Origin of the sequence: Methylobacterium thuringiense, from assembly GCF_022179645.1 — a bacterium.
GTDB classification, from domain to species: Bacteria; Pseudomonadota; Alphaproteobacteria; order Rhizobiales; family Beijerinckiaceae; genus Methylobacterium; species Methylobacterium thuringiense.
Genome location: NZ_BPRA01000025.1, coordinates 32,435 through 57,448 on the forward strand (window position 1 = coordinate 32,435; position 25,014 = coordinate 57,448).

General features: G+C 68.8%; 23 protein-coding genes and 1 pseudogene. 14 read left to right on the plus strand and 10 right to left on the minus strand.

What is annotated here, in order from left to right; translation table 11 throughout:
- Positions 1–6: 6 nt before the first annotated feature.
- The 3 genes from MFF07_RS20870 to MFF07_RS20880 all read right to left on the minus strand — a co-directional run bounded on the left by MFF07_RS20870 (position 7) and on the right by MFF07_RS20880 (position 2,498).
- A complete protein-coding gene (locus MFF07_RS20870; protein WP_147816949.1) occupies positions 7–1,350 on the minus strand; it encodes an ATP-binding protein in 1,344 nt (447 codons plus the stop codon).
- On the minus strand, positions 1,347–2,018 hold the full coding sequence (locus MFF07_RS20875; protein ID WP_147816950.1) for a response regulator transcription factor: 672 nt from the start codon (positions 2,016–2,018) through the stop codon (positions 1,347–1,349). The genes MFF07_RS20870 and MFF07_RS20875 overlap by 4 nt, the downstream gene beginning before the upstream one ends.
- A 162-nt stretch (positions 2,019–2,180) precedes the next feature.
- Positions 2,181–2,498 carry a PepSY domain-containing protein gene (locus MFF07_RS20880; protein ID WP_147816951.1) on the minus strand — a complete coding sequence of 106 codons (318 nt, stop codon included), beginning with the start codon at positions 2,496–2,498 and terminating at the stop codon, positions 2,181–2,183.
- 111 nt (positions 2,499–2,609) lie between these two features.
- On the opposite strand from MFF07_RS20880, the gene MFF07_RS20885 reads away from it, so the two are divergent.
- Complete coding sequence (locus MFF07_RS20885) at positions 2,610–2,897, plus strand: PepSY domain-containing protein (RefSeq protein WP_147816952.1); 288 nt, start codon at positions 2,610–2,612, stop codon at positions 2,895–2,897.
- Between the two features lie 286 nt (positions 2,898–3,183).
- On the opposite strand, the gene MFF07_RS20890 is transcribed toward MFF07_RS20885, so the two are convergent.
- A complete protein-coding gene (locus tag MFF07_RS20890) occupies positions 3,184–4,113 on the minus strand; it encodes an alpha/beta hydrolase (protein ID WP_238232803.1) in 930 nt (309 codons plus the stop codon).
- Positions 4,114–4,297: 184 nt separating this feature from the next.
- Between MFF07_RS20890 and MFF07_RS20895 the strand changes: the two genes are divergently transcribed.
- Positions 4,298–4,993 (plus strand): VIT1/CCC1 transporter family protein, encoded by a 696-nt coding sequence (locus MFF07_RS20895; protein ID WP_238232804.1) that lies wholly within the window; start codon positions 4,298–4,300, stop codon positions 4,991–4,993.
- 40 nt (positions 4,994–5,033) lie between these two features.
- On the opposite strand, the pseudogene MFF07_RS20900 reads toward MFF07_RS20895, so the two are convergent.
- Both MFF07_RS20900 and typA read right to left on the minus strand, forming a co-directional pair.
- Positions 5,034–5,129: pseudogene (locus tag MFF07_RS20900) on the minus strand (LysR family transcriptional regulator); the annotation flags it as partial.
- Positions 5,130–5,284: 155 nt separating this feature from the next.
- Entirely contained in the window at positions 5,285–7,114 is a 1,830-nt protein-coding gene (gene typA, locus MFF07_RS20905) for a translational GTPase TypA (RefSeq protein WP_147816954.1), read from the minus strand.
- A gap of 329 nt (positions 7,115–7,443) precedes the next feature.
- Here typA and minC point away from each other — a divergent pair, with 329 nt between their 5' ends.
- The gene (gene minC / locus MFF07_RS20910; RefSeq protein ID WP_238232817.1) at positions 7,444–8,112 is read left to right on the plus strand and encodes a septum site-determining protein MinC; all 669 of its coding nucleotides are present in this window, start codon (positions 7,444–7,446) and stop codon (positions 8,110–8,112) included.
- 169 nt (positions 8,113–8,281) lie between these two features.
- Here minC and MFF07_RS20915 read toward each other — a convergent pair whose 3' ends face one another.
- On the minus strand, positions 8,282–8,656 hold the full coding sequence (locus tag MFF07_RS20915; protein ID WP_238232805.1) for a 4a-hydroxytetrahydrobiopterin dehydratase: 375 nt from the start codon (positions 8,654–8,656) through the stop codon (positions 8,282–8,284).
- A 216-nt stretch (positions 8,657–8,872) separates the two neighbouring features.
- Here MFF07_RS20915 and MFF07_RS20920 point away from each other — a divergent pair, with 216 nt between their 5' ends.
- The 3 genes from MFF07_RS20920 to MFF07_RS20930 are packed head-to-tail and all read left to right on the plus strand — an operon-like array spanning position 8,873 to position 11,407.
- Positions 8,873–9,859 carry an ABC transporter substrate-binding protein gene (locus MFF07_RS20920; RefSeq protein WP_147816957.1) on the plus strand — a complete coding sequence of 329 codons (987 nt, stop codon included), beginning with the start codon at positions 8,873–8,875 and terminating at the stop codon, positions 9,857–9,859.
- A 44-nt stretch (positions 9,860–9,903) separates the two neighbouring features.
- A complete protein-coding gene (locus tag MFF07_RS20925) occupies positions 9,904–10,638 on the plus strand; it encodes an ABC transporter permease (protein ID WP_147816958.1) in 735 nt (244 codons plus the stop codon).
- Positions 10,619–11,407, plus strand: coding sequence for an ABC transporter ATP-binding protein (locus tag MFF07_RS20930; protein ID WP_238232806.1), 789 nt, complete (start codon positions 10,619–10,621; stop codon positions 11,405–11,407). The genes MFF07_RS20925 and MFF07_RS20930 overlap by 20 nt, the downstream gene beginning before the upstream one ends.
- A gap of 265 nt (positions 11,408–11,672) precedes the next feature.
- Here MFF07_RS20930 and MFF07_RS20935 read toward each other — a convergent pair whose 3' ends face one another.
- Positions 11,673–12,530 carry a prephenate dehydratase gene (locus MFF07_RS20935; protein WP_147816960.1) on the minus strand — a complete coding sequence of 286 codons (858 nt, stop codon included), beginning with the start codon at positions 12,528–12,530 and terminating at the stop codon, positions 11,673–11,675.
- Between the two features lie 129 nt (positions 12,531–12,659).
- Complete coding sequence (locus MFF07_RS20940; protein ID WP_147816961.1) at positions 12,660–13,403, minus strand: 3-deoxy-manno-octulosonate cytidylyltransferase; 744 nt, start codon at positions 13,401–13,403, stop codon at positions 12,660–12,662.
- A 287-nt stretch (positions 13,404–13,690) separates the two neighbouring features.
- Between MFF07_RS20940 and MFF07_RS20945 the strand changes: the two genes are divergently transcribed.
- The 8 genes from MFF07_RS20945 (at position 13,691) to MFF07_RS20980 (ending at position 24,139) form a co-directional block, all read left to right on the plus strand.
- Complete coding sequence (locus tag MFF07_RS20945) at positions 13,691–14,662, plus strand: c-type cytochrome (RefSeq protein ID WP_147816962.1); 972 nt, start codon at positions 13,691–13,693, stop codon at positions 14,660–14,662.
- Between the two features lie 181 nt (positions 14,663–14,843).
- Positions 14,844–15,995 (plus strand): YihY/virulence factor BrkB family protein, encoded by a 1,152-nt coding sequence (locus MFF07_RS20950; RefSeq protein WP_147816963.1) that lies wholly within the window; start codon positions 14,844–14,846, stop codon positions 15,993–15,995.
- Positions 15,996–16,130: 135 nt separating this feature from the next.
- A complete protein-coding gene (locus MFF07_RS20955; protein WP_147816964.1) occupies positions 16,131–18,038 on the plus strand; it encodes an extracellular solute-binding protein in 1,908 nt (635 codons plus the stop codon).
- A gap of 128 nt (positions 18,039–18,166) precedes the next feature.
- Positions 18,167–20,035 (plus strand): extracellular solute-binding protein, encoded by a 1,869-nt coding sequence (locus MFF07_RS20960; RefSeq protein ID WP_238232807.1) that lies wholly within the window; start codon positions 18,167–18,169, stop codon positions 20,033–20,035.
- A 13-nt stretch (positions 20,036–20,048) separates the two neighbouring features.
- Positions 20,049–21,152, plus strand: a complete 1,104-nt coding sequence (locus MFF07_RS20965; RefSeq protein ID WP_147816965.1) for a microcin C ABC transporter permease YejB — start codon at positions 20,049–20,051, stop codon at positions 21,150–21,152.
- A 190-nt stretch (positions 21,153–21,342) separates the two neighbouring features.
- Positions 21,343–21,849: a GNAT family N-acetyltransferase gene (locus MFF07_RS20970; protein WP_147816966.1), complete on the plus strand. Its 507-nt coding sequence runs from the start codon at positions 21,343–21,345 to the stop codon at positions 21,847–21,849.
- Between the two features lie 28 nt (positions 21,850–21,877).
- Positions 21,878–22,759, plus strand: a complete 882-nt coding sequence (locus tag MFF07_RS20975; protein ID WP_147816967.1) for an alpha/beta fold hydrolase — start codon at positions 21,878–21,880, stop codon at positions 22,757–22,759.
- A gap of 300 nt (positions 22,760–23,059) precedes the next feature.
- Positions 23,060–24,139, plus strand: coding sequence for a catalase family protein (locus tag MFF07_RS20980; RefSeq protein ID WP_238232808.1), 1,080 nt, complete (start codon positions 23,060–23,062; stop codon positions 24,137–24,139).
- A 172-nt stretch (positions 24,140–24,311) separates the two neighbouring features.
- Here the strand turns inward: MFF07_RS20980 and MFF07_RS20985 are convergent, their stop codons facing one another.
- Entirely contained in the window at positions 24,312–25,010 is a 699-nt protein-coding gene (locus tag MFF07_RS20985) for a hypothetical protein (RefSeq protein ID WP_238232809.1), read from the minus strand.
- Positions 25,011–25,014: the final 4 nt, after the last annotated feature.

Sequence of the window (25,014 nt, forward strand, 5' to 3'; positions counted from 1 at the left end):
GCCACGTCAGGCCGTGTGCCATTCCAGCGCGACCTGCAAGCCGCCGAGCTCCGACGCTCCCAACGCGACCTGCCCCCCGGTCTCTTCGGCGATGTCCGAAGAAATCGCAAGGCCGAAGCCGGTGCCGGGCTTGGTCTCGTCCCAGCGGCGGCCGCGGGCAATGCGGGCGATGGCCGCCGCGCTCATGCCGGGACCGTCATCCGCGATGACGAGGCGGCTGTCCGAGCCGTCCGACGCGCCGGTGACGACGACGCGGCGGTGGGCCCATTTGCGGGCGTTGTCCAACAGATTGCCGAGCAGCTCGGTGAGGTCGCCCTCGTCGCCGGGATAGCTCAGCGCGGCGGGGACATTCACCTCCCACGACAGCGAATCCGCGTCCGGCAGCCGGCGCAAAGTCGCGACGAGGCGCGCGACCACCGGGGCGACCGGGCAGGCGCGGCGGCGGAGATTGCCCGCGGCGGCGACGCGTGCACGCACCAGCGCCCGCTCGACCTGCCGGCCCATGGCGAGGGCCTGTCCCTCGATCTCGGCCGAGAGCTCCGGCCGGTCGTCGGCGCTGTGCCGGGCGAGGGCCGTCAGCACTGCCAGCGGCGTCTTGAGGCCGTGCGCCATGTCGCCGGCCTGGGTCCGAGCGCGCTGGAGGGCGCGCTCCTGCACGCCGATCAGCCGGTTGAGGTCGTCGACCAGCGGCTGGACCTCGTCCGGAAAGTCCCCCGGCAGCGTGGTGCGGGCGCCGTCGTGGATGGCGCGCAGATCCGTGCGCAGCGCCCGGAACGGCCGCAGCGCCCGCTGTACGAAGACAGACATGGCCAGCGCCAGGACGAGGCCGAGCCCGACCAGCGCCGGCACGATCAGGCCGAGGAAGGTGGTGCGGCTCGCGGCGAGGTCGCGCCGGTCCATGGCCACGGTGATCGTCAGCGGCGTCGGCGCCGGCTCGCGGCCGATGGTGATGCGGCGGCCGACGGCGATCAGGCGCGCGCCTTCCGGCCCGTCGAGGTCGACGGTGTGCCGATCGGTTGGAGGGGAGGGGAGGCTCTTGTCCCAGAGCGAGCGCGAGTGCAGATCCGCCGCCCGGTCCGGTCCGTCGGGCGCGATCTGCCAGTAGAGGCCGCCATAGGGCGTGGCCAAGCGCGGGTCGGCCGGCTCGGCCCCGAGCTGCAGGCGGCCGTCCGGCGCGCGCGAGACCTGCCCCGCCAGAAATTTCGCCGTGCGGTCGAGGTCCTCGGCCGTGCGCGCGTCGAGCACCCGGTCGAAGATCAGGACGAGCCCGGCACCCGCGAGGGCGAGCGCCAGGGCGATCAGCCCCGCCGCGGCGAGGCTCAGCCGCAGCCGTAGGGAGCGGAGCTTCACGACGCCTCGGAATCGGCCGGGATGATGTAGCCGTGGCCGCGGCGGGTCTCGATCAAGGGCACGCCGAGCTTGCGCCGCAGGCGGGTCAGCAGCGCCTCGATGGCGTTGGCCTCGCGCTCCGTGCCGGAATCGTAGAGGTGGTCCAGGAGTTCACCCGGGGGCACCACCTGTCCCTGCCGGTGCAGCAGGAAGGCGAGCAGCCGGTATTCGAGCGCCGTCAGGCTCATCGGCCGGCCTTCGACGCCGACCTCGCGGGTGCGGGTGTCGAGCTCGACCGGGCCGGCCTTGAGCACGGGCGAGGCGTGGCCGGCGCTGCGGCGCAGGATGGCGCGCAGCCGCGCCACCAGCTCCTCCATCCGGAACGGCTTGACGAGGTAGTCGTCGGCGCCCGCGTCGATGCCCTCGACGCGCTCGCGCCAGCCGTCGCGGGCGGTGAGGATCAGCACGGGCAGGGGCTTGTCCGTCGCGCGCAGCTTCTTCAGCACGCTGAGGCCGTCGAGGCGGGGCAGGCCGAGATCGAGCACCATGGCGTCATAGCTCTCGACCTCCGCCTGGAACCACGCCGCCTCGCCGTCGCCCACCACGTCGGCGACGTAGCCGGCCCGCTCCAGGCCCTGCCGCACGTCCTCGGCGATGCGCGGCTCGTCCTCGACGATCAGAATACGCATCGAAGATGCTCTTCTTGGGTGGTCATCGAGGCCGGGGCCTTGATGACCGTCCGCCGCATGAAGGCAAGTTTTCGCAGTCTGAAGACGTGCGATCGTGGCGACGCGCGGTCGCGCTTGCTGACGGCCGATCGTTGAAAGTTTCGCAACCAGAGGCCGTCGGACTCAATCATCGTCGTCGTCATCTTCCTGACCCAGGATCGCGAGCGACTTCGCGTCGACCTTGACCTCGCGGCGCTTTCCCTCGGCGGCCAGGATCTTGATCTCGTAGAGCCAGCTTCCATGCTTCCGCTTGAGTTCCAGGGCGACGACGTCCCCCGGTACGGCCTTTCGCGCGGCGGCGAGGATTTCGTCGAGGGGCCGGATCTCGCCGCGTTCCACCGCCTGGCGCGCCTGCTCCTGGTCGTCCTTCGCCTGCACGGACAGGGATACGCCGCCTGCAAGGGCGGCGAGCAGGAGGGCGAGGGCGGGGAGGCGGGACATGCGCGCGACACTACGAGACGCCGGCTGACAGAACGCTGACAGGGCGCGTCAGGGCCGCGGGGTGGGGCGCTGCGAAAAGGGGGCATCCGCAACGAACCCAGGATCGACCCCATGAAGACCTTCACCAAGACCCCCACCGCACTGCTCCTCGTCCTCGGCCTCACCCTCGGTGCCGCCGCCCCGGCGCTCGCCGACCAGCCCGGCAAGGACTGGATGCCGATGGACCAGGTGGTCAAGGCGCTGAGCCAGGCCGGCTATGCCGACATCCGCGAAGTCGAGGCCGACGACGGCCACTGGGAGGGCAAGGCCACGAAGGACGGCAAGCTGATCGAATTCCACGCCGACGCGAAGACGGGCGCCATCACCAAGGAGAAGCCCGCCGACAAGGACGACGACTGAGCCCCGCGCTCCGGCCGGCGTGCCTCGGCACCCGGCCGCCCCGTCCCCGATGTGAAAGCTGCCGAATGTCGATGATCGCGATCGCCGCCCTCACCATCGGCCTCGCCCTTGCGGGCAAGGTCCTCTGCCCCGATACTCGCGCCTGAACCTCAGGCCCTTCCCCAAGCGACAAGGAAGTCCCCGATGGCCGTCTTCAGCTCCGCCCCCCTCACCCTCAGCCTCGCCCTGTTCGGCATGGCCTACCTGAACGACGCAGCCCTGCGCATGCTGCGCCGCTGACCGGCGCTCACAGCCCGTAGGCGAGATCGATCGCCGCCCGCGCCAGCACGCCGTCACGCGGCCTCAACGCGTCGAGCACCGAAAAGTGGTTCGCCTTCGGCACCGGGATCAGGGCGCCGGGGGCGTGCTGCGCCGCGCGGAAGGCATGCAGCACGCGGGAATTTTCGACCAGCGGCGACAGCTCCGACGTGCCGTAGGCAAGCGTCAGCGGCTTCTCCACCGCCGGTAGCCGCAGCGGCGACAGCGTCGCCACCTCCTCGTCGGTGAGCTTGAGCTTGTCGTTGAGATAGGTGTCGCGCAGGGGCGCCAACTCGAAAATGCCGGAGATGGCGAGCCCGGCCCGCACGCTCGGATGCGACAGCAGCCGCGCCGCGAGATGCCCGCCCGCCGACCAGCCCGACACGATCACCGGCCCCGCGATGCCGTGCTTCGGCCCCTCGCGGCCGAGCCAGTCGAGCGCCGCGATGAGTTCCGCCAGGATCTCGGTGAGGCTCGCCTCCGGCGCCAGCGTGTAGCCCGGCAGCGCCGCCGCCATCCCCGCCTCGCGCACGCCGTCGGTGAGGCAGGCAAAGCTTTCGCGGGAGCGCGACTGCCAGTAGCCGCCATGGATGAACACGAGGCAAGGCGCCCCGGGGTTCTTGGCCGGGAACAGGTCCCAGCGGTTGCGCTCCTTCCGGCCGTAGGGGAGGTCGACAGTGTCCTTGTGCTGCCGCCGCAGCTCCACGGAGTCCGCGTTCCAGCGGTCGATCATGCCGGCGCCCTCGGGCACGGCGGCGGAGTTGTTGTAGGCGGCGTCGCGCTCGACCCGGTTCATGGTCGCCCAGTTGTCGGGACCCTCGACGAGATTCTGCGCGGCGCTCGGGCCTGCCATCAGGCCTCCGCCGATCAGCGCGCCCGCGGTGCCGGCGAGGAGGGCGCGGCGGTTGGGATCGGTCATGGGGCTTCCGTGCGCGTGGCGGGCGAAGGTGATCTCGGGCCGTGCGCGTTACTGTCAAGGTGCAAGGTGGCGGATGGCCATGTCGCCGGATCCGTTCACGCCGGGCCGAACCCGGTCCTATCCTGCAGATGCGGCGGCTCCCCCGGCAATGGCCGGCGGGACCGGCCATGAGGATCGACCGCCCGTGAGATCGACGCATCCGGAGCATCATCTCGTCGACCGCATCGGCTGGCTGCGCGCCGCCGTGCTCGGCGCCAATGATGGGCTGGTGTCGACGGCGAGCCTCATCGTCGGCGTCGCCGCCTCGGCAGCCGCGCCCACGGAGATCCTGGTCGCCGGAAGCGCGGGCCTCGTGGCCGGGGCGATGTCGATGGCCGCGGGCGAGTACGTCTCGGTCAGCTCGCAGGCCGATACCGAGCGGGCGGACCTCGCCCGCGAGCGGCGCGAACTGGAGCAGGACCCGGCCGCCGAGCGGCTCGAACTGGCGCAGATCTACGTCGACCGCGGCCTCGATGCGGACCTCGCCGCCCGGGTGGCCGACCAGCTCATGGCCAAGGATGCGCTCGGCGCCCACGCCCGCGACGAGCTCGGCATCTCGGCCTTCACCACGGCCCGTCCGGTCCAGGCGGCGCTGACCTCGGCGGCGACCTTCGCCGCCGGAGCGATCCTGCCGCTGCTTGTGGCCCTGCTCGCGCCGCCCCGGCTCACCGTCTACGCGGTTTCGGCCGCGTCCCTGGTGTTTCTGGCGCTGCTGGGTGCGCTCGGCGCGCGCGCCGGCGGGGCAGACATCCCCAAGGCGATGGTCCGCGTCGCCTTTTGGGGCGCCTTGGCCATGGCCGTCACGGCCGGCATCGGGGCGGTGGTCGGCAGGGCGATTTAGGGCATCGGCCCGAAAACGGCCGCCGGACCGAGCCGGCCGCTCACCCTTTCTCGAAGAAGTCGATGAAGGCACGGAGCGCCGGACGCATCTGCCGGCGGCTGGGATCGTACAGGAAGAACCCCGTGAAGGCGGGACAGCACTCCCGCATCACGGGGACCCGGCATCGGCTTCGTGCCCTACTCGCCCGCGAAGCGCGCCGGCAATCCCGAACGCGAAACGGCCCGGGGCGGTGGCGCCCCGGGCCGTTTCGGTGTGAACCTTCTCGTCGGGCCGCCGTGTGGCCCGACGGGATTAGGCGGTCAGGACGTCCTTGCTGCTGCGCTCGAAGCGCTTGCGGTCGTTCGGATCGAGGTAGATCTTGCGCAGGCGGATCGACTTCGGCGTGACTTCCATCAGCTCGTCGTCCTGGATCCAGGCCAGCGACTTCTCCAGCGTCATCCGGATCGGCGGCGTCAGGCGCACGGCCTCGTCCTTCGAGGTGGTGCGGATGTTGGTGAGCTTCTTGCCCTTGAGCACGTTCACCTCGAGGTCGTTCTCGCGGTTGTGCTCGCCGACGATCATGCCCTGGTAGACCTTCGCGCCGGGCTCGATCATCATCGGGCCGCGGTCTTCGAGGTTCCACATGGCGTAGGCCACGGCCTCGCCCTTGTCGTTCGAGATCAGCACGCCGTTGCGGCGGCCGGCGATCTCGCCCTTGAAGGGCTCGTAGGCCTTGAACAGCCGGTTCATGATCGCGGTGCCGCGGGTGTCGGTCATCAGCTCGCCCTGGTAGCCGATGAGGCCGCGGGTCGGGGCGTGGAAGACCAGCCGCAGGCGATCGCCGCCGGACGGCCGCATCTCGATCATCTCGGCCTTGCGCTCGGACATCTTCTGCACGACGACGCCTGAATACTCCTCGTCGACGTCGACCACGACCTCTTCGACCGGCTCCAGGATCTCGCCGTTCTCGTCCTTCTCCAGGACGACGCGCGGACGCGACACGGCAACCTCGAAGCCCTCGCGGCGCATGGTCTCGATCAGGATCGAGAGCTGCAGCTCGCCGCGGCCGGAGACGTAGAACGAGTCCTTGTCGGCGGCCTCTTCGATCTTGAGCGTGACGTTGCCCTCGCCCTCCTTGAACAGGCGGTCGCGGATCATGCGGCTCGTGACCTTGTCGCCCTCGGTGCCGGCGAGCGGCGAATCGTTGACGATGAAGGACATGGTGACGGTCGGCGGATCGATCGGCTGGGCCTGGATCGGCTCGTTGACCTGCGGATCGCAGAAGGTGTCGGCCACGGTGCCCTTCACGAGGCCCGCGATGGAGACGATGTCGCCGGCCTCGCCCACGTCGATCGGCGCGCGCTCGAGGCCGCGGAACGCCAGGATCTTCGAGACGCGGCCGGTCTCCACGAGCTTGCCCGTGCGGTCCATGACCTTGATCGACTGGTTCGGCTTCACCGTGCCCGAGGCGATGCGCCCGGTGATGATGCGGCCGAGGAAGGGGTTGGCTTCGAGCAGCGTGCCAAGCATCCGGAACGGACCCTCTTCGACGCGGGCCGGCGGCACGTGCTTCAGCACGAGCTCGAACAGCGGCGCGAGGCCGTCTTCCGGCGAGGCTTCCGGCGAATCGCCCATCCAGCCGTTGCGGCCCGAACCGTAGAGGATCGGGAAGTCGAGCTGATCGTCGGTGGCGTCGAGCGCCGCGAACAGGTCGAACACCTCGTTGACGACTTCGGTGATGCGGGCGTCCGGACGGTCGACCTTGTTGACGGCGACGATCGGCTTGAGGCCGATCTTCAGCGCCTTCGAGACCACGAACTTGGTCTGCGGCATCGGGCCCTCGGCCGCGTCCACCAGCACGATCACGCCGTCGACCATCGACAGGATGCGCTCGACCTCGCCGCCGAAATCGGCGTGGCCGGGGGTGTCGACGATGTTGATGCGGGTGTCCTTCCAGACGACCGAGGTCGCCTTGGCCAGGATCGTGATGCCACGCTCCTTCTCGAGGTCGTTCGAGTCCATCGCTCGTTCTTCGACGCGCTGGTTGTCGCGGAAGGTGCCCGACTGCTGCAGCAGCTTGTCGACGAGCGTGGTCTTGCCGTGGTCGACGTGGGCGATGATGGCGATGTTGCGCAGCTTCATCGGGAGATTGCGTCCGGAACGGGTCGAGCCCGACAAGGCGGGGACCGCATCATGCGGCCCTCGGCGTCGGGCGGGGAAGGCTTGATCGTGTGGCGCTGCAATAGAGACAGCCGTCGCATCCGGCAAGACACCGCGGCGCATGCGGTCCCCGCACGGGGAAAACGGCGCGTCGGAAACGTGTTGACGGGGCGGCGCGGCGGCGGGCGCGGCGCGCAACCTGCTATAAGGACGGGACGCCCTCCACCTCCCGACGCTCAGCGGACACAGCCTTGACCGGCCCTGCCTCCCCCCGCCCGCCGATCCGCTTCCGCGGCCGCTCGTTCCTCGCCATGGTGCTGGCTCCCGTGCCGCCGATCGCCCAGTGGCTCACGGAACTGGACGAGTTGAAGCAGCGCGCGCCGGCCTTCCTGACGGTCCGGGCGATCATCCTCGACGTGACGGGCCTGAGCTTCGACCGTTCGGATCTCGCCGACCTCTGCGCGGCGCTCGCCCAGCGCAACATCACCATCCTCGGTATCGAGGGCATCGGCCCGACCTCGCTCGGGCCGGGCTTCCCGCCGCCGCTGACCGGTGGCAAGGCGGCCGACGACGTCACCGTGCCGGAAGCGGGCGAGGCGCGGGCGATCGCCGCCGAGCCCGCCACGTCCGTCGCCAAGCCGGCGGGACGGGCGCGCTCGCTGGTGCTCGATGCGCCGGTGCGCTCTGGGCAGGTGGTTCAGCATCTCGAGGGCGACGTCACCGTGATCGGCTCGGTCGCCTCGGGCTCCGAGATCATCGCGGGCGGCTCGATCCACGTCTACGGCGCGCTGCGGGGCCGGGCGATCGCCGGGGCGGTGGGGGATTCCAACGCCCGCATCCTGGCCCGGCGCTTCGAGCCCGAACTCATCGCCATCGACGGCCTCTACAAGACCGCCGACGATCTCGGCGAGCGCTACTGGGGACAGGCGGTGCAGGCCCGGCTCGACGGGGATACGATCGTGGTGGCGGCGGTGGATTGAGCGGCTGACGGACCTTCGTCCTGCCTCGAAACCCACCGCCGTCATTCCTGGGTTCGCCGTAGGCTAGAACCCGGAACCCATCCGAGATGCGCGCTCGCCGCTGCGCCCAATCATGGATTCCGGGTTCCGCTGCGCTGCCCCGGAATGACGGGTTGGGGGGTAAATCCAGCTACTTATCGTATTTGATGTAGGCGAAGCGCGGGTCTTCCGGGGTGCCGGAGAGCGGGCTGCCCTCGTCCAGGCCGGGCTGCCACATCACCACCTCCTCGATCTTCTTGGCGAGGGCGAAGTCGGACTCCGTAATGCCCTTGGCGGCGTGGTTCATCAGCCGGACCTCGACCCAGGCATAGGAGGCCGTGAGGTCGGGATGGTGGAAGGCTGCCTCGGCGAGGTGGCCGACGGTGTTGATGACCATCAGCGTGCCCTTCCAGCCCGCCGTCTTGTAGGTGCGCCGGATCCAGCCGTCTTCCAGCCGCCAGGTCGGCAGCTCGCTCTTCAGCCGCGCCTCGACCTCTGCCTCGTCGAAGATTTTTGCCTTGGTCATGTTCGTCTCTCCCGTGATCCAGTTAAGGTTTTTGGTGAGAAAGCCTGCGCCGACTTCCCGTAGGGTTCAAGCACCCGGTCCTCCGGGATTTGCCGCAGAGGCAAGCCCGTCTCGGCGGTGGACGCCGGGGTGGCGAAACCTTATTTGAAACTCAAGAGATTGCGTCCGGCACGCGGTGCCGGGTGTCGATCCCCAGAGTTCAGGGAGATGGCGCCCATGCTGTCACGGCGCGGACTGCTCGCGACAGCGGCCCTGTGGCCCATGCCGGCGATCCTGCCCGCTCGCGCGGCGTCGCAGACCATCAAGCTCGGTGTGCTCCCGTTCGGCACCGCGGCCTGGGAGGCGGCGGTGATCAAGGCGCGCGGCCTCGATACGGCGAACGGCTTCACCCTGGAGACAGTCAAGCTCGCCGGCAACGACGCCGCCCGCATCGCCTTCCAGGGCAAGCAGCTCGACACCATCGTCGGCGACCTGATCTGGGCGGCGCGGCTGCGCAGCGAGGGGCGCGGCGTGAAGTTTTTGCCGTACTCCACCACCGAGGGCGCCGTGATGGTGCCCGCCGACAGCCCGATCAAGGGCCTCAAGGACCTTTCCGGCAAGCGGCTGGGCGTCGCCGGTGGAGCCCTCGACAAGAGTTGGGTGCTGCTGAAGGCGCAGGGGCGCGAGACCGGCGACATCGACCTCGAGAACACCGCCAAGCTCGCCTTCGGCGCCCCGCCGCTGCTGGCGCAGAAGCTCGAGACCGGCGAACTCGATGCTGCGCTGCTCTACTGGCAATACTGCGCGCGGCTGGAGGCCAAGGGCTTCAAGCGGCTGATTAGCGCCGACGACGTGATGCGGGCCTTCGGGGCCAAGGGTGCGGTCGCGCTGATCGGCTACCTGTTCGAGGGCGAGACCGTCGCGCAGCACCCCGACGCCGTGCAGGGCTTCGCCCGCGCCTCCCGCGCCGCCAAGGAGATCCTGGCCGGCGAGCCCGAGGCCTGGAATGCCGTGCGGCCGCTGATGGCGGCCGAGGACGACGCCACGTTTGAGGCCCTCAAGCGCCAGTTCCTGGCCGGCATCCCGCGCCGCACGATCGAGGCTGAGCGGGTCGACGGCGAACACATCTTCGCGACCCTGGTGCGCACCGGCGGCGAACAGCTCGTCGGCGAGGCCAAGACCCTGCCGCCGAACCTCTATCTCGATGCGGCCGGCAATGGTTGAGGCCATGAGACCCCATTGTGGCCTCCGGAGTCGCTGACACGCGTATGGCTCTCCTCGCGCGTCTCGCCTCGCTCGTCGTGCTGCTGGTGCTGTGGCAGGCCGTGTCGGTCTATGCCGACGTGCGCACGCTGCCCTCGCCCGCCGCCGTCGCTGCCTTCATCGGGCGGGAGGCTCAGAAGGGCGACCTCTTTTTCAACGTCGGTATCACCCTGATGCGCGTGGCGATCTCCTTCGTCATCGCGATGAGTCTCGGTTGCCTGCTCGGCATCGTGCTCGGACGGTCCAAATGGGCCGATCAGATCCTCGACACGCCGCTGCTGGTGATCCTCAACACCCCCGCCCTGGTCATCACGGTGCTCGCCTATGTCTGGCTCGGGCTCACCGAGACGGCGGCGATCGTCGCGGTGGCGCTGAACAAGCTGCCGAACGTCGCGGTGATCATGCGCGAGGGCGCCCGCGGGCTCGATCCGGGGCTGGAGGAGATGGCGGCGAGCTATCGCTTCGACCGGCGCACCTGGATCGGCAACGTGCTGATCCCGCAGCTCCAGCCCTTCGTGATCGCGGCGGCGCGCTCGGGCATCTCCCTCGCCTGGAAGATCGTGCTCGTGGTCGAGCTGATCGGCCGGCCGAACGGCGTCGGCTTCGCCATCAACTACTATTTCCAGCTCTTCGACGTCACCGCGGTGATCGGCTACAGCCTCGTCTTCATGACCGTGATGCTCGCGATCGACACCCTGATCCTCCAGCCGATCGATGCTCATGTCCGCCGCTGGCGTTAAGTCCGCCGCTGGCGCCGACGCGATCCTGGACCGGCCGGCGGTCGCGCCGCTGCTGCGCGTCGCGATTGCGCGAAAGGTCTATCGCCGGGCCGGCACTGAGCCGGTCGAGGCCGTCCGCGACCTCGCCTTTGAGGTCGGTCCAGGCGAAATCACCTGTCTGATCGGCCCCTCGGGCGCCGGCAAGACCACGACGCTGCGCATCCTGCTCGGCCTCGACGCGGAGTACGAGGGCACCGTCCTGCCGGATCCCGCCGAGGCCGGCATCGCCATGGTGTTCCAGGACCCGAGGCTGCTGCCCTGGCGCAGCGTCGAGCAGAACGTCCGCCTGGCGCTTCCACGCCCGCACCGTGACAAGAATCTCGACGCGCTGTTCGAGGCGCTCGGGCTGGCGCCGTGGCGCTCGCGCTATCCGGGCGCGCTCTCGCTCGGGATGCAGCGGCGCGTCTCGCTCGCCCGCGCCCTGGCGCAGGAGCCGCGCATCCTCGTCCTCGACGAGCCCTTCGTCTCGCTGGACGATGCCGCCGCGGCGGGCCTGCGCGGCCTCGTCGTCGCGGCGGTGGCGCGCTTCGGCACCAGCGTGCTGATGGTGACCCACAACGTCGACGAGGCCATCGAGATCGCCGACCGGCTGCTGCTGCTCTCGGGACGCCCTGCGACCCTCGTCGCCGAGGTTCCCCTCGACACGCCGCGCGCCGAGCGCTCGCGCAGCTGGGCTGAGGCGACGCGGCGCGGCCTGGCCGGGCGGTTTCCGAACGTGATCGCCGACTGATCGCGAACGCAGCGCGACGTTGGCCGTAAGCTCCAGCCCCTTTCCCGGACGCATGGAGCGTCAGCGGAATGCGATCTGGGACCCAGCGCAAGGACCCTTTCGCGAAGCGTCCGTATGTTTCCACCAACGGCAGAGATCGAGAGCCGCTTCGCGGCCGGTTTTCGTACTGGATCCCGGATCACCTTTCGCTTCGCTGCAGGCGTCCGGGAAAGGTGCCGCGATCGTACCGGCGAGAGAGGCTGGTCGGCGAAGGTTCGATCGGCCCCTACTCCGCCGCCGCCCGCGTCGTCTCGCGGAACGGGTGCGCCGGATACGTCCCGACGATCCGCAGTTCGCGCGAGAAGTAACGCAGTTCGTCGAAGGCGCGCAGCAGCGCCGGATCGTTCGGGTGGCCGTCGACCTCCGCGTAGAACTGCGTCGCGGTGAAGCGGCCCTCGACCATGTAGCTTTCGAGCTTGGTCATGTTGACGCCGTTCGTGGCGAAACCGCCGAGCGCCTTGTAGAGCGCGGCCGGGATGTTGCGGACCCGGAAGACGAAGCTCGTCACGCTCTCCGTCCCAGGCGGCACGCCCGGCCCGGGCTCGGGCGAAAAGACCACGAAGCGCGTCGTGTTGTGGGCCTCGTCCTCGACGTCCTCTTCGAGGATGTCGAGCCCGTAGACCTGCGCCGCCAGCGCCGGGGCGAGCGCCGCGCGGGTCGGATCGCCCGCCTCGATCACCTCGCGCGCCGCGCCGGCCGTATCGCCCGCCACCACGGCCTTGAGGCCGAGGCGCCGGATGATGCGGCGGCACTGGCCCAGCGCATGGATGTGGCTGTGCACGCTGGTGAGCCCGTCGATCCGCGCGCCCGGCAGCGCCATCAGCTGAAAATGGATCGGCAAAAAATGCTCGGCGACGATGTGCAGCGGCGAGGTCGGGATCAGGTGGTGGATGTCGGCGACGCGGCCGGCGATCGAGTTCTCGATCGGGATCATCGCCAGCGCCGCCCGGCCCTCGGTCACCGCCGCGAAGGCGTCCTCGAAGGTGGGGCAGGGCAGGGAGGACCAGTGCGGATAGGCCTGGGCGCAGATGATGTGCGAGTTGGCGCCGGGCTCGCCCTGATAGGCGATGGTGTTCTCGGTCATTGTTTCGGACCTTCTTGTGTTGTCCACGACCGAAGACGGTCGCGGACGTCCGCCGCATCAGCGGCGACGCGCATTCGCGCTTGCCGACGGCCGATCGCAGAAGAGGTCATGGTTCGCGGCCGTCGGGGATCAGTTGAGCCGCCGGCGCGCCATCAGCGCACGGGCGCGGTCGAGATCGGCCTGGGTGTCGACGCCGAGCGGCAGGTCGTCGACGATCATCGCGTCGATGCGCATGCCGGCCTCCAGCGCACGGAGCTGTTCCAGCTTCTCGCGCTGTTCGAGCTCGCCCTGCGGCAGGGCGACGAAGCGGGTCAGCGCCTTCCGGCGATAGGCGTAGAGGCCGATATGGTGGAAGAGCGGGCCGTCGCCCCACGGCGCGCGCGACCGGCTGAAGTAGAGCGCCCGCAGGCGGCCAGGGCCGACATGGTGGCCGACGAGCTTCACCACGTTCGGGTTCTCCGCCTCGTCGGCCTGCGTGATCACCGCACAGAGCGTGGCGATGTCGACGGAGGGGTCGGCGAGGGGCGGCAATACGGCGCCGATCACGGCGGGGTCGATCGTCGGCAGGTCGCCCTGCACGTTGACGACGACGTCGTGCTGGCCGTTCGGGTCGATGGTCTCCAGGGCCTCGGCGAGCCGGTCCGAGCCGCTGGCATGATCGACGCGGGTCATCACGGCGAGGCCGCCCTGCGCCTCGATCAGCGTCACGATCTCGGCCGTGTCGGTGGCGACCACCACGGGGCCGATGCCGGCCTCCACGGCCCGGCGCCAGACATGCACGATCATCGGCTCGCCGGCGATCTCGGCCAGCGGCTTGTTCGGCAGGCGCGTCGCGGCGAGGCGGGCGGGAATCAGGACGAGGGGATCGGACATTTTTTCGGGGATAGGCGCGCGAGACGGCTCGCTTCGGGCCGGTGCTTAACAGGGGCAGCGGCCATTGTCATGGAACCGTGCCGGCCGGTCCCGAAACCTGTAACCGTGACCGTTGCCACCCGGGAGACCCCAAAAAGGCGTGATGCGACCCCGCACGACGCGCGCGGCCATTGCACGAAACGGGGCCGAGCGGCTAAGCACCTTCGAAACCCTCCAAAGTCCGGCGACGCTTGCGTCGGGGCCGATCGAGACCAGGTCCAGGACACAGCACGCCGGAGCCGTCGAGAATGAACTCTTTCGAGTTGAACAAGGTCGCGGGCGCCGTGCTCGGGACCCTGCTGTTCGCGTTTGGGACGGGCTTTCTCGCGGAACTGATCTACACGCCGAAACCGGCCGGAAAGGCGGGCTATGCCCTGCCCGGCGGCTCCGAGGGTGGTGAGCACGGCGGCGCCGCGCCGGCCGGGGGCGGCGAGGCGGCCGCTCCGAAGGAGGGCATCGCGGTGCTGCTCGCCAGCGCCGACGCCGAGAAGGGCAAGGCCGGCACCAAGGCCTGCCAGGCCTGCCACAGCTTCGAGAAGGGCGGCCCGAACAAGGTCGGCCCGGACCTCTGGGAGGTCGTCGGGCGCAAGAAGGGCTCGCACGAGGGCTTCGGCTATTCCGAGGCCATGAAGGCCAAGGGCGGCGAGTGGGGCTACGAGGAACTCGACGGGTTTCTGACCAAGCCGAGCGAGTACGTGAAGGGCACCAAGATGTCCTACCAGGGCATCTCTGCGGCACCCGAGCGCGCCAACGTCATCGCCTATCTGCGCACGCTCGCCGAGACTCCGAAGCCGCTGCCGGCCGCGGAGAAGAAGGACGAGCCCAAGAAAGACGAAGGCAAGAAGGACGAGGCCAAGCCCGAAGGCGACAAGAAGGCCGAGGGTGAGGCGAAGCCCGACGCCAAGCCTGCCGAGCCGGAGAAGAAGGCCGAGGGCGAAGCGAAGCCTGACGGCAAGGCCGCCGAGGGCGAAAAGAAGGCTGAAGACGCCAAGCCTGCGGAGACGAAACCTGCGGAGTCCAAACCCGCAGAGTCCAAGCCTGCCGAGGAGGCTAAGCCCGCCGAGCCGGAAAAGAAGGCCGAGGACGCGAAGCCTGCCGAGACACCTCCCGCCGTGGACAAGAAGCCCGAGGAGGCCACGCCCGCCAAAGAGCCGGCCGAGGCGAAGCCCGAGGGTGACACGAAGACCGACGACAACGGCGGCGAGCCGAAGCCGCAATAGGCATCCTCGCAGAGTCCGAAAGGCCGGCCCCGACAGGGCCGGCCTTTTTCGTTGCCGCCGCACCTCCGCCGCCATCAGGCCGGTGCCGCCATCGCCGATGCCGGCGAATTCGCCGCGTCGCGGCGGATATCTCATGCGCGACGGCGGTTGTCCGGAGTCGAGGGCGATCCGAGGGTCCGTCATGGCGCGAGCACATCACACGACCCGCGATCCGTCCGCGCAAGGCGGTTCCGCGATCTGGACGCTGGCGCTGGGGGTCGCGCTCATCGGCGTCGTCTCATTACCGAGGCGCGGCCGGTCCCGAGAGGGGGCGAAACCTTCGATCGACGAGGCACCCCGCCAGTTGCCGCCGTCACATACGGGAGGCGATGCGCGCCGGGTCGCCGCGACACAGGGTGAGCGCGGCCGAGCAGCGGATGGCCCGACGGAGATTCCGGCAAAGGGTTGGAAGGACATCCTCCTGCGCACCTATCGTGACGTGGCCGAGAACCGCATCATGCTGGTCTCGGCCGGCGTCACGTTCTTTGCGCTGCTCGCCATCTTTCCGGCGGTCGCCGCCCTCGTCTCGATCTACGGGCTCGTCGCCGAAGCCTCGACCATCAACGACAACCTCGCCGCGCTCCAGGGCGTGCTGCCCGCTGGCGCCCTCGAGATCGTCGGCGAGCAGGTCAAGCGGCTCAACGAGAAGGGCGACGCCACCCTCGGCTTCTCCCTGGCGCTCGGCATCGTGCTCTCGGTGTGGAGTGCCAACGGCGGCATGAAGCACGTCTTCGACGCGCTCAACCTCGTCTACAACGAACGCGAGCGGCGAAACGTCTTCGTCCTCAACCTCGTCTCGCTGAGCTTCACCGCGGGCGCATTGCTGTTCGTCGTAGCGGCATTCGGAGCGATCGTGGTGCTTCCGATCGTCTTCAAATTCGTCGGCTTGAGCGAGAGCGCGTGGTGGCTGGCTCTGCTGCGCTGGCCCGCGCTGTTTCTCGTGGTGATCGGCGCGCTGGCGCTGCTCTACCGCTACGGCCCGAGCCGCGATGCGCCGCGCTGGCGCTGGGTGACGCCGGGCAGCATGCTCGCCGCCTTCCTGTGGCTCGCCGGCTCGCTGCTGTTTTCCTGGTACGTTTCGAACTTCGGCAAGTACAACCAGACCTATGGATCTCTCGGCGCCGCAATCGGCTTCATGACCTGGATCTGGATCTCGACGATCATCGTGCTGATGGGTGCCCAGGTGAATGCCGAAATGGAGCATCAGACGGCGAACGACACCACCGTCGGCGACCCTCAGCCGCTCGGGGTTCGCGACGCCCACATGGCCGACACCGTCGGCGCCGCGACCTGACGGCCGACCGGCTGCCTCACAGTCCGCGGCCTCTTTCCCGGTCGGGCTGCGCGCAAGCGCCCGATTGGCCTTCGCCGACGCACCGGCCTAGAACGGCCTCCGATCGATCGGACCCGTTCGGGAGACCGCACAGACGTGAGCTCATCTACCGTGATCGGACGCCGCCCCTTCCTGGCCGGCATCCTCGCCACCACGATCGGGAGGAGCGCGGCCTCGGCCGCCGAAGGGGGGGCGGTTTCGTCGGCCCAGGAAGCCCCCGGCACCTGGCGCCATGCGCTGACGCTGCTCGGCGACCCGAAATATCCGCCGGACTTCAAGCATTTCGAATATGCCGACCCGGTCGCGCCCAAGGGCGGCCTCGTGCGGCTCGGCGCGCAGGGCGGCTTCGACAACCTCAATTTCATCGTCAACGGCCTCAAGGGCGACCTCGAGGGCGGGATCACGCAGATCTACGAGACCTTGATGGAGGATTCGGCCGACGAGCCGTTCTCCTCCTACGGCCAGATCGCCGAGGGCGTGCGCATCGCCGAGGACGGCAAGTCCGTCACCTACCGGCTGCGCCCGCAGGCCAGGTGGCACGACGGCCAGCCGCTCACCGTCGCGGACGTGATCTGGTCGTTCGAGACCCTGAAGGCCAACAGCCCGTTCTACGCGGCCTATTACCAGAGCGTCTCGAAGGCCGAGCAGACCGCCGAGCGCGAGGTCACCTTCCGTTTCGACGAGGCCGGCAACCGCGAGTTACCGCAGGTGCTCGGCCAGATGCAGGTGCTGCCGAAGCACTGGTGGACCGGCAAGGACGCCAGCGGCAAGCCGCGCGATGCGACCCAGACCACACTCGAGATCCCCCTCGGCTCCGGCCCCTATCGCCTCGCCAAGATCGATGCCGGCCGCAGCGCGGTCTACGAGCGCGTCGACGATTACTGGGGCAAGGACCTGCCCGTGAATCTCGGGCGCAACAACTTCCAGACGGTGCGCTTCGAGTATTTTCGCGATGGCTCGGTGCTGCTGGAGGCCCTGAAGGGCGATCTCTACGACTTCCGCACCGAGAACGTCGCCCGCAACTGGGCGACCTCCTACGACGACTTCCCCGCCGTGAAGGAAGGCCGCCTGATCAAGGAGGAATTTCCGGGCCGCGGCACCGGCATCATGCAGGCCTTCGTGTTCAACCTGCGCCGGGACAAGTTCAAGGACGAGCGCGTGCGCCGGGCCTTCAACCTCGCCATGAACTTCGAGGAGATGAACCGGCAGCTGTTCTACGGACTCTACGGCCGCATCGATTCCTACTTCTACGGCTCCGAGCTGGCCTCCTCGCAAGGCCTGCCGGAGGGCGCCGAGAAGGCGCTGCTGGAGGGGCTGAAGGACAAGGTCCCGGCCAGCGTCTTCACCGAGCGCTACAGGAACCCGGTCAACGACACGCCCGAGGCCGTGCGCGCCAATCTCCGCGAAGCCGTAAAACTGCTGCGCGAGGCCGGCTACGAGCTCAAGGGCGGCCAGATGGTGAACAAGGCTACGGCTGAGCCGCTGACCGTGGAGTTCCTGGAATTCCAGAACGTGTTCGAGCGGGTGATCCTGCCGTTTGCCGCGCAGTTGAAGCTCATCGGCATCCAGAGCTCGATCCGGGTGATCGACCAGGCGCAGTACCAGAACCGGATGCGCGGCTACGAGTTCGACATCACGACCTCGAACTGGCCGGAATCGCTCTCGCCGGGCAACGAGCAGCGCGAGTTCTGGGGCTCGGCCGCCGCCGACAAGCCGGGCACGCGCAACATCGCCGGCATCAAGGATCCAGCCGTCGACGCGCTGATCGAGAAGCTGATCTATTCGACCGATCGCGAGAGCCAGATCGCCGCGACCCACGCCCTCGACCGAGTATTGCTCGCCCACAACTACGTGCTGCCGCAATGGTCCTCGCCGGTGACGCGGACGATCCACTGGAACCGCTTCTCGCGGCCGGCCGTGCTGCCGAAATACGGCGGATCGGGCTTCCCCGCGACGTGGTGGTACGACGACAAACTCGCCGCGAAGACCGGGGCGCCGCGTTGAGCCGGCGTCTCGACGGGCTCTCCTCCCCCTTGTGGGGAGGAGTTGGAGGTGGGGGTGGTGCAGAAGGCACCGCAGCACCTCTTTCGGCTCCACCCCCACCCCTACCCCGCCCCACAAGGGGGAGGGGAGTGAGGCTGGCCCGGCGCGATCTGCTTGTAGGCGTAGGTGCGCTCGCCGCTTTCGGTGTGCTTCCGAAGGGCTCCCACGCCGCCGAGGTACGGGTAAGCCACGGCCTCTCCAGCTTCGGCGACCTGAAATACGCCGCCGATTTTCGCAGCTTCGACTACGTGAACCCCGAGGCTCCGCGCGGCGGCAGCTTCTCGGCGCAGATCGTCCAGACCTTCGGCAACCAGGCTTTCGACACCTTCGACACCCTCAACGCCTATGTCTTCCGCGGCAACGGCGCGGCGGGGATGAACCTCGCCTTCGACACCCTGATGGTGCGGGCCCTCGATGAGCCGGACGCGCTCTACGGGCTCGTCGCGCGCGCCGTCGAGATCAGCCCGGACGGCCTGACCTACCGCTTCTTCCTGCGCCCGCAGGCGCATTTTCACGACGGCACCCGGCTGACGGCGAAGGACGCCGCGTTCTCGCTGTCGATCCTGAAGGAGAAGGGCCACCCGACCATCTCGCAGGTGATCCGCGACATGGTGGAGGCCTCGGCCGAGAACGACGAGACGCTGGTGGTGCGCTTCGCGGCCGGCCGCAGCCGCGACCTGCCGCTGGTGGTGGCGCAACTGCCGATCTTCTCCGCCGCCTACTTTAACACGCGCGACTTCGAGGAGCCGACGCTGACGGCGCCGCTCGGCTCCGGCCCCTACCGGGTCGGGCGCATGGAGATCGGCCGCTTCATCGAGCACGAGCGCGTCCCCAACTACTGGGCGGCGGACCTGCCGGTGACGCTCGGCCAGAACAATTTCGACCGGATCCGCTACGAGTACTTTCGCGACCGGCAGGTGGCGTTCGAGGCCTTCAAGGGCGGCGCCTTCACCTACCGGCAGGAATACACCTCGCGGATCTGGGCGAACGGCTACGACTTCCCGGCCGTGCGCGAGGGCCGCGTGAAGCGCGACACCCTGCCCGACCTGTCGCCGCCCAACATCCAGGCCTGGTATTTCAACACCCGCCGCGAGGCGTTTCGCGATCCGCGTATCCGCGAGGCCATCGGGCTCTGCTTCGATTTCCCCTGGACCAATCGCTCGGCGATGTTCGGCGCCTATACCCGCACGAGTTCGTATTTCGAAAAAACCGACCAGATGGCGAGCGGGCCGCCCTCGGCCGAGGAACTGGCGCTCCTCGAACCGTTGCGCGAGAAACTGCCGGCGTCTTTCGTGAAGGACGTCTTCGGCGAGCCGTTCACCCTGCCCACGGCCGACGGGACGGGGCAGGACCGGACGTTGCTGGCGCGCGCCGTCGCGCTGCTGAAGGAGGCCGGCTGCACCCGTGAGGGCGGAACGATCCGCCTGCCCGGCGGCAAGCCGCTGGAATTCGAGTTCCTGGACAACGATTCCCTTTGGGAGCCGATCACCCAGCCCTTCATCAAGAATCTCGGACTGATCGGCATCAAGGCGAGCCAGCGCATCGTCGACGCCTCGCAGTACCAAGCGCGGATCCGCGACTTCGATTTCGATGTCGCCTCCCGCGCCATGGGGGCCGACCCGACGCCCGGCCCCGAGATCCGCGAGGCCTTCGGTGCGCGCTCGGCCGGCATCCCCGGCTCCAACAACCTCGCCGGAATCGGCGAGCCGGCGATCGACGCGCTGCTCGACCGGATCGCGGGCGCCGCCTCGCGGGCGGAGCTGACCATCGCCTGCCGCGCCCTCGACCGCGTGCTGCGCGCCGGTCGCTACTGGATCCCGATGTGGTACTCCCCGAACTACAAGCTCGCGGTCTGGGACGTGTTCGGGCATCCGGACACGCCACCGAAATACGCCCTCGGCACCCCGGGCCTGTGGTGGTTCGACGCCGACAAGGCCAAGCGGATCGGTCGGAACTGAGGACGCGAACCGCATGCTCGCCTATATCGCCCGTCGCATCGCCCTGATGATCCCGACGATCTTCGGGATCATGCTGATCACCTTCGCGATCATCCAGTTCGCCCCCGGCGGCCCGGTGGAGCGGGTGCTCGCGCAGATGCAGGGCCAGCAGGAGGGCTCGCTCTCCCGCATCACCGGCGGCCAGGGCGACATGGGCGGCGGCGTGACGCGCGGCGGCAGCGGCGAATCGAACTCGAAATACCGCGGCGCGCAGGGGCTCGACCCGGCCTTCATCAAGAAGCTCGAGGTGCAGTACGGCTTCGACAAGCCGGCCCCCGAGCGCTTCGCGAAAATGCTCTGGGACTACGTCCGCTTCGATTTCGGAAAGAGCTACTTTCGCGATGTGTCGGTGCTGCAACTGATTAAGGAGAAGCTGCCGGTCTCGATCTCGCTGGGGCTCTGGATGACGCTGATCTCCTATGCGATCTCCATCCCCCTCGGTATCCGCAAGGCGGTGAAGGACGGGTCGAGCTTCGACATCTGGACGTCGAGCGTCGTCATCATCGGCTATGCGATCCCGAGCTTCCTGTTCGGCCTGCTGCTGATCATCGTTTTCGCCGGCGGCTCGTTCTTCCAGATCTTTCCGATCCGGGGGCTCACGTCGGAAAACTTCGACCAGCTCAGCCTCGTCGGCAAGGTCGCCGACTACGCCTGGCACCTCGTGCTGCCGCTCTCCGCCCTGGTGCTCGGCGCCTTCGCCACCTCGACGCTGCTGACGAAGAACTCGTTCCTCGACGAGATCCGCAAGCAATACGTGATGACGGCGCGGATGAAGGGCCTCACCGAGACGCGGGTGCTCTACGGCCACGTCTTCCGCAACGCGATGCTGATCGTGATCTCCGGCTTTCCGGGCGCCTTCATCACGGCGTTCTTCACCGGCTCGCTGCTCATCGAAACGATGTTCTCGCTGGACGGCCTCGGGCTCCTGTCCTTCACCGCGATCATCGGGCGCGACTACCCGATCGTGTTCGCGACCCTCTACATCTTCTCGCTGATGGGGCTGGCGGTGAACCTGCTGTCGGACCTGATCTACACCTGGATCGATCCGCGCATCGACTTCTCCGCCCGCGCCGCGTGAGCACTGATCTCGGCATGGCCGAACCTCCCCCGTCATCGCGAGCGCAGCGAAGCAATCCAGGGCGACACCCGCTACGTCGGCCCGTTGGCCCTGGATTGCTTCGGCTTCGCCTCGCAATGACGGCTGAGCCATTGGCACACCAGGGTTCGAGATCGCCGCGCGGAGCCGTCCTCAGTCGGCAGACCTCGCCTTGACGGCTTTACCTCTCGTCATCCGGCGCGAGCACCCTGACGATGCGCAAGCGATCGAGCGCCTGCACGCCCGCGCCTTCGGCCCCGGCCGCTTCGCCCGCACGGCCTACCGCCTGCGCGAGGGCGCGGCCGCACTGCCGGAGCTCTGCTTCACCGCGCTCGTCGGGACCTACCTCGTCGGCTCGCTGCGGTTCAGTGCGGCCGAGGCCGGCGGCCGGCCGCTGCTGGCGCTCGGTCCGATCACCGTCGATCCGAGTTTTGCCAATCGCGGCATCGGCTGCGCCCTCATGCAGGCCGGCCTCGACGCGGCGCGGGCCGGCAGCCACGGCCTCGTCATCCTCGTCGGCGACCTGCCGTATTACCGGCGCTTCGGATTTTCGCCCGTGCCGATGGGCCGCCTCGTGCTGCCGGGACCGGTCGATCCGGCGCGCTTCCTGTGGCTGGCCCTTGCCGAGGGCGGCAGCGACGGCGTTTCGGGGAACGTGAGCGCTGCCCGCGGGCTTTGACCTTCCGAAACGGAAGGAGCGGACCCGAATGGTGGACATCCGGCACGAGACGGTGCGGGCGAACGGCGTGGACCTTCACGTCGCGCGAGCCGGGCAGGGGCAGCCGCTGGTCCTGCTGCACGGCTGGCCGGAATTCTGGCTTACCTGGGAGCCGGTGATGCAGCGCCTCGCCGACCGGTTCGACCTCATCGCGCCGGACCTGCGCGGCTTCGGCGCCAGCGAGAAGCCCGATCCCGGCCCCTCCGATCGGGCCGGCGCCGAGGTCCATGCGGCGGATATCGTCGCGCTGCTCGATGCCCTCGGCCTCGCACGGGCCGGACTCGTCGGGCACGACGTCGGCGCTTATGTCGGGCAGGCCCTGGGGCGGTCCGCGCCGGAACGGCTCACCGGTTTGTTCTTCTTCAACTGCCCCTATGCCGGCATCGGCTCGCGTCTGGCGCAGCCGGAGATGCTGGCCGAGATCTGGTACCAGTCCTTCCACCTCAAGGATTTCGCTGCCACGACGGTCGGCGCCTCGCGCGAGGGGTGCCGGGCCTATATCGGCCACTTCCTGCAACACTGGGCCGGCGGCAATCCGTCAGCCTTCGACGACGTGATCGAGGCCTTCACCGACAATTTCATGCTGCCGGGCAACCTGCAGGGCGGGTTCAACTGGTACCGCAGTGCCCAGGAAGGCCGCCTCGCCATGATCCGCGGCGAGAGCCCGAGCCTGCCGCCGATCACTGTCCCGACCTGCGTGCGCTGGGGGGATCGCGACCCGCTGTTTCCCTACGCCTGGACCGACCGCCTCGGCGAGTTCTTTGCGGATTTGGACTTGGCGCCGTTCGAGGGGGCGGGACACTTTCCGCATCGGGAACGGCCGGACGCGGCGGCGGCGGAGATCGCCCGCTTCTTCACGGGGAAGGCGTAGCCGCGCAGCTCATACGGTTTCCAGGTGATCGAAGCGGTCGATGACAGCACCCTCCTCCCCCTTGTGGGCAGGAGGTAGGAGGTGGGGGTGGTGCAGAAGGAGGCGCAACGCTCGATCCTGAACCACCCCCACCCCTGGCCCCTCTCCACAAGGGGGAGGGGAAAAACCGGACGGTCCGATCCAACCGCTGGGAAACGGCCTCACACAGTCGTGACGGGTCGTCGGCGTACCGAGCGGACGATCCCGGGAACACCGGTCTACAGCCACGGTTCTCTGGAAGAATTCCAGGAGAGACACGGCATGACCAGCACACCCGTCCGCTACAGGCCGGACGTCGAGGACGTGAAGCCCGACGAGGCGCAGACGATCGAAGGGCTCTGCGAGACCTTCGACACGATCCTCCAGACCACGGCGGAGAATGACGGCCACGCGATCCGCTCGGTCCACGCCAAGTCGCACGGCATTCTCGAAGGCACGCTGACGATCGACGCGAACCTGCCGCCGGAGCTGGCGCAGGGTCTCTTCGCGAAGCCCGGCACCCACACGGTCTTCATGCGGATGTCGACCAATGCGGGCGACATCCTGCCCGACGCCGTCTCCCTCCCGCGCGGCCTCGCGCTGAAGGTGCTGGACGTTGACGGCGAGCGCCTGCCCGAGGCCGAGGGTACGACGCAGGACTTCGTCATGGTCAACGGCAAAGTGTTTCAGGCGCCGAACGCGGAAAAGTTCTTGGGCAGCCTCAAGCTCCTGGCGAAGACGACGGACCGGATCGAGGGGGTGAAGGTCGCGGCCTCCACCGTCCTGCGCGGCGTCAACAAGGCGCTGACGGCGGTGGGCATCGAGAGCCCGACGCTCGGTGCGCTCGGCGGCGCGCCGAACGTCGATCCCCTCGGCGAGACCTATTACAGCGTCACGCCGTTCCGCTACAGCGACTACATCGCAAAATTCTCCGTCGCGCCGGTCGCGCCCGCTCTGACCGCCCTCACCGGCACCGAGATCGATGCGTCGGGCCGGCCCGACGCGATCCGCGAAACGGTGCAAGCCGAGATGCGCGGGATCGAGGGCGTCTGGGAGTTCCGGGTCCAGCTCTGTCGCGACCTCGACCGCCAGCCGCTCGAGGATCCGACGGTGGAGTGGAACGAGGAGGAGGCGCCGTTCCAGCGGGTCGCCACCATCACCGCCCGCCCGCAGGACAGCTGGGACGCCGCCCAGGTCGACGCCGTGAACGAGCGCATGCGCTTCGGCGTGTGGACGGGGCTCGCCGCCCACCGGCCGTTGGGCAACATCAACCGCGCCCGCAACGCCCCCTATCGCCATTCCGCGAAGTTTCGGGAGCGCTTCAACGGCTGCCCGATCCACGAGCCGACAGGCGGCGACTGACAGGTCGTCATCAGATAGCGTTCGATGCCGCCCCGCAGCTACCGAGCTTGCGAGGCAGTGTCACAGGGTTGGCTGCTGAGTTCGGCTCTCGTGCGGCTCAAGCGCTGCCGTCGTTGCTTCGCTAAGCTCGCAATGACGATGGGGGATTGGCAGCGATCAACCGGACGTCGTCTCACCACAGCGAAAACTCGACGCCGAAATCCGTCGTCTTGAGCGGCTGGCAGGGCTCAGGATCTGCATGACAATCGACCTGCGGCACGAGCGCCAGCCGGCCGTGTGCGGCCTCGTCGAAGCGCAGCTTCACGGCTGGGTCGTCGGCCTTTTCGTAGACGAGGCTCACCTCGAAGCGCACGAGATCGCTCTGCCGCCGGTCCACGTAGACGATGAGGTCCCGCGAGACCGCCTCGCCCGGCGCGAGATCGGACGGGCTGGAATCGTCGTCCGTCGCGCCGGCAAACAGCGTGCCCTGGCGCAGCAGCACCGTCCCCGGCTCGTCGAGCCTGTATCCGGTCGTGTCCGTGACCCGGTTGCCGCGGCCGGTGGTGCCGGCCGGCTTCGAATCCTCCCCGAACCGGGCACGCACGCCGATCACGTTGTAGGTGAGGCCGAGCACCCGTACCCCCGCCTGACCGACGTTCTTGCGCATCACCGTCGAGCGGATGGCGACGTGATCGTCCCGTTCGCCCGCCATCACCAGGGTCGCCGTGACCGAGACGGCCGGCGGTTCGAGGCCCGGCTTGATCCGGGCCTCGTAGATGAAGGTGTAGACGCCCCAGGCGCCGGCCGCGATGATCGCGGCCGTCTGGACGAGGTTGTTCAGCCGTTCGGCGTCGAACCGACGGGCTTCTTTTGCGGGTTTTGAATCGGTCATGCTC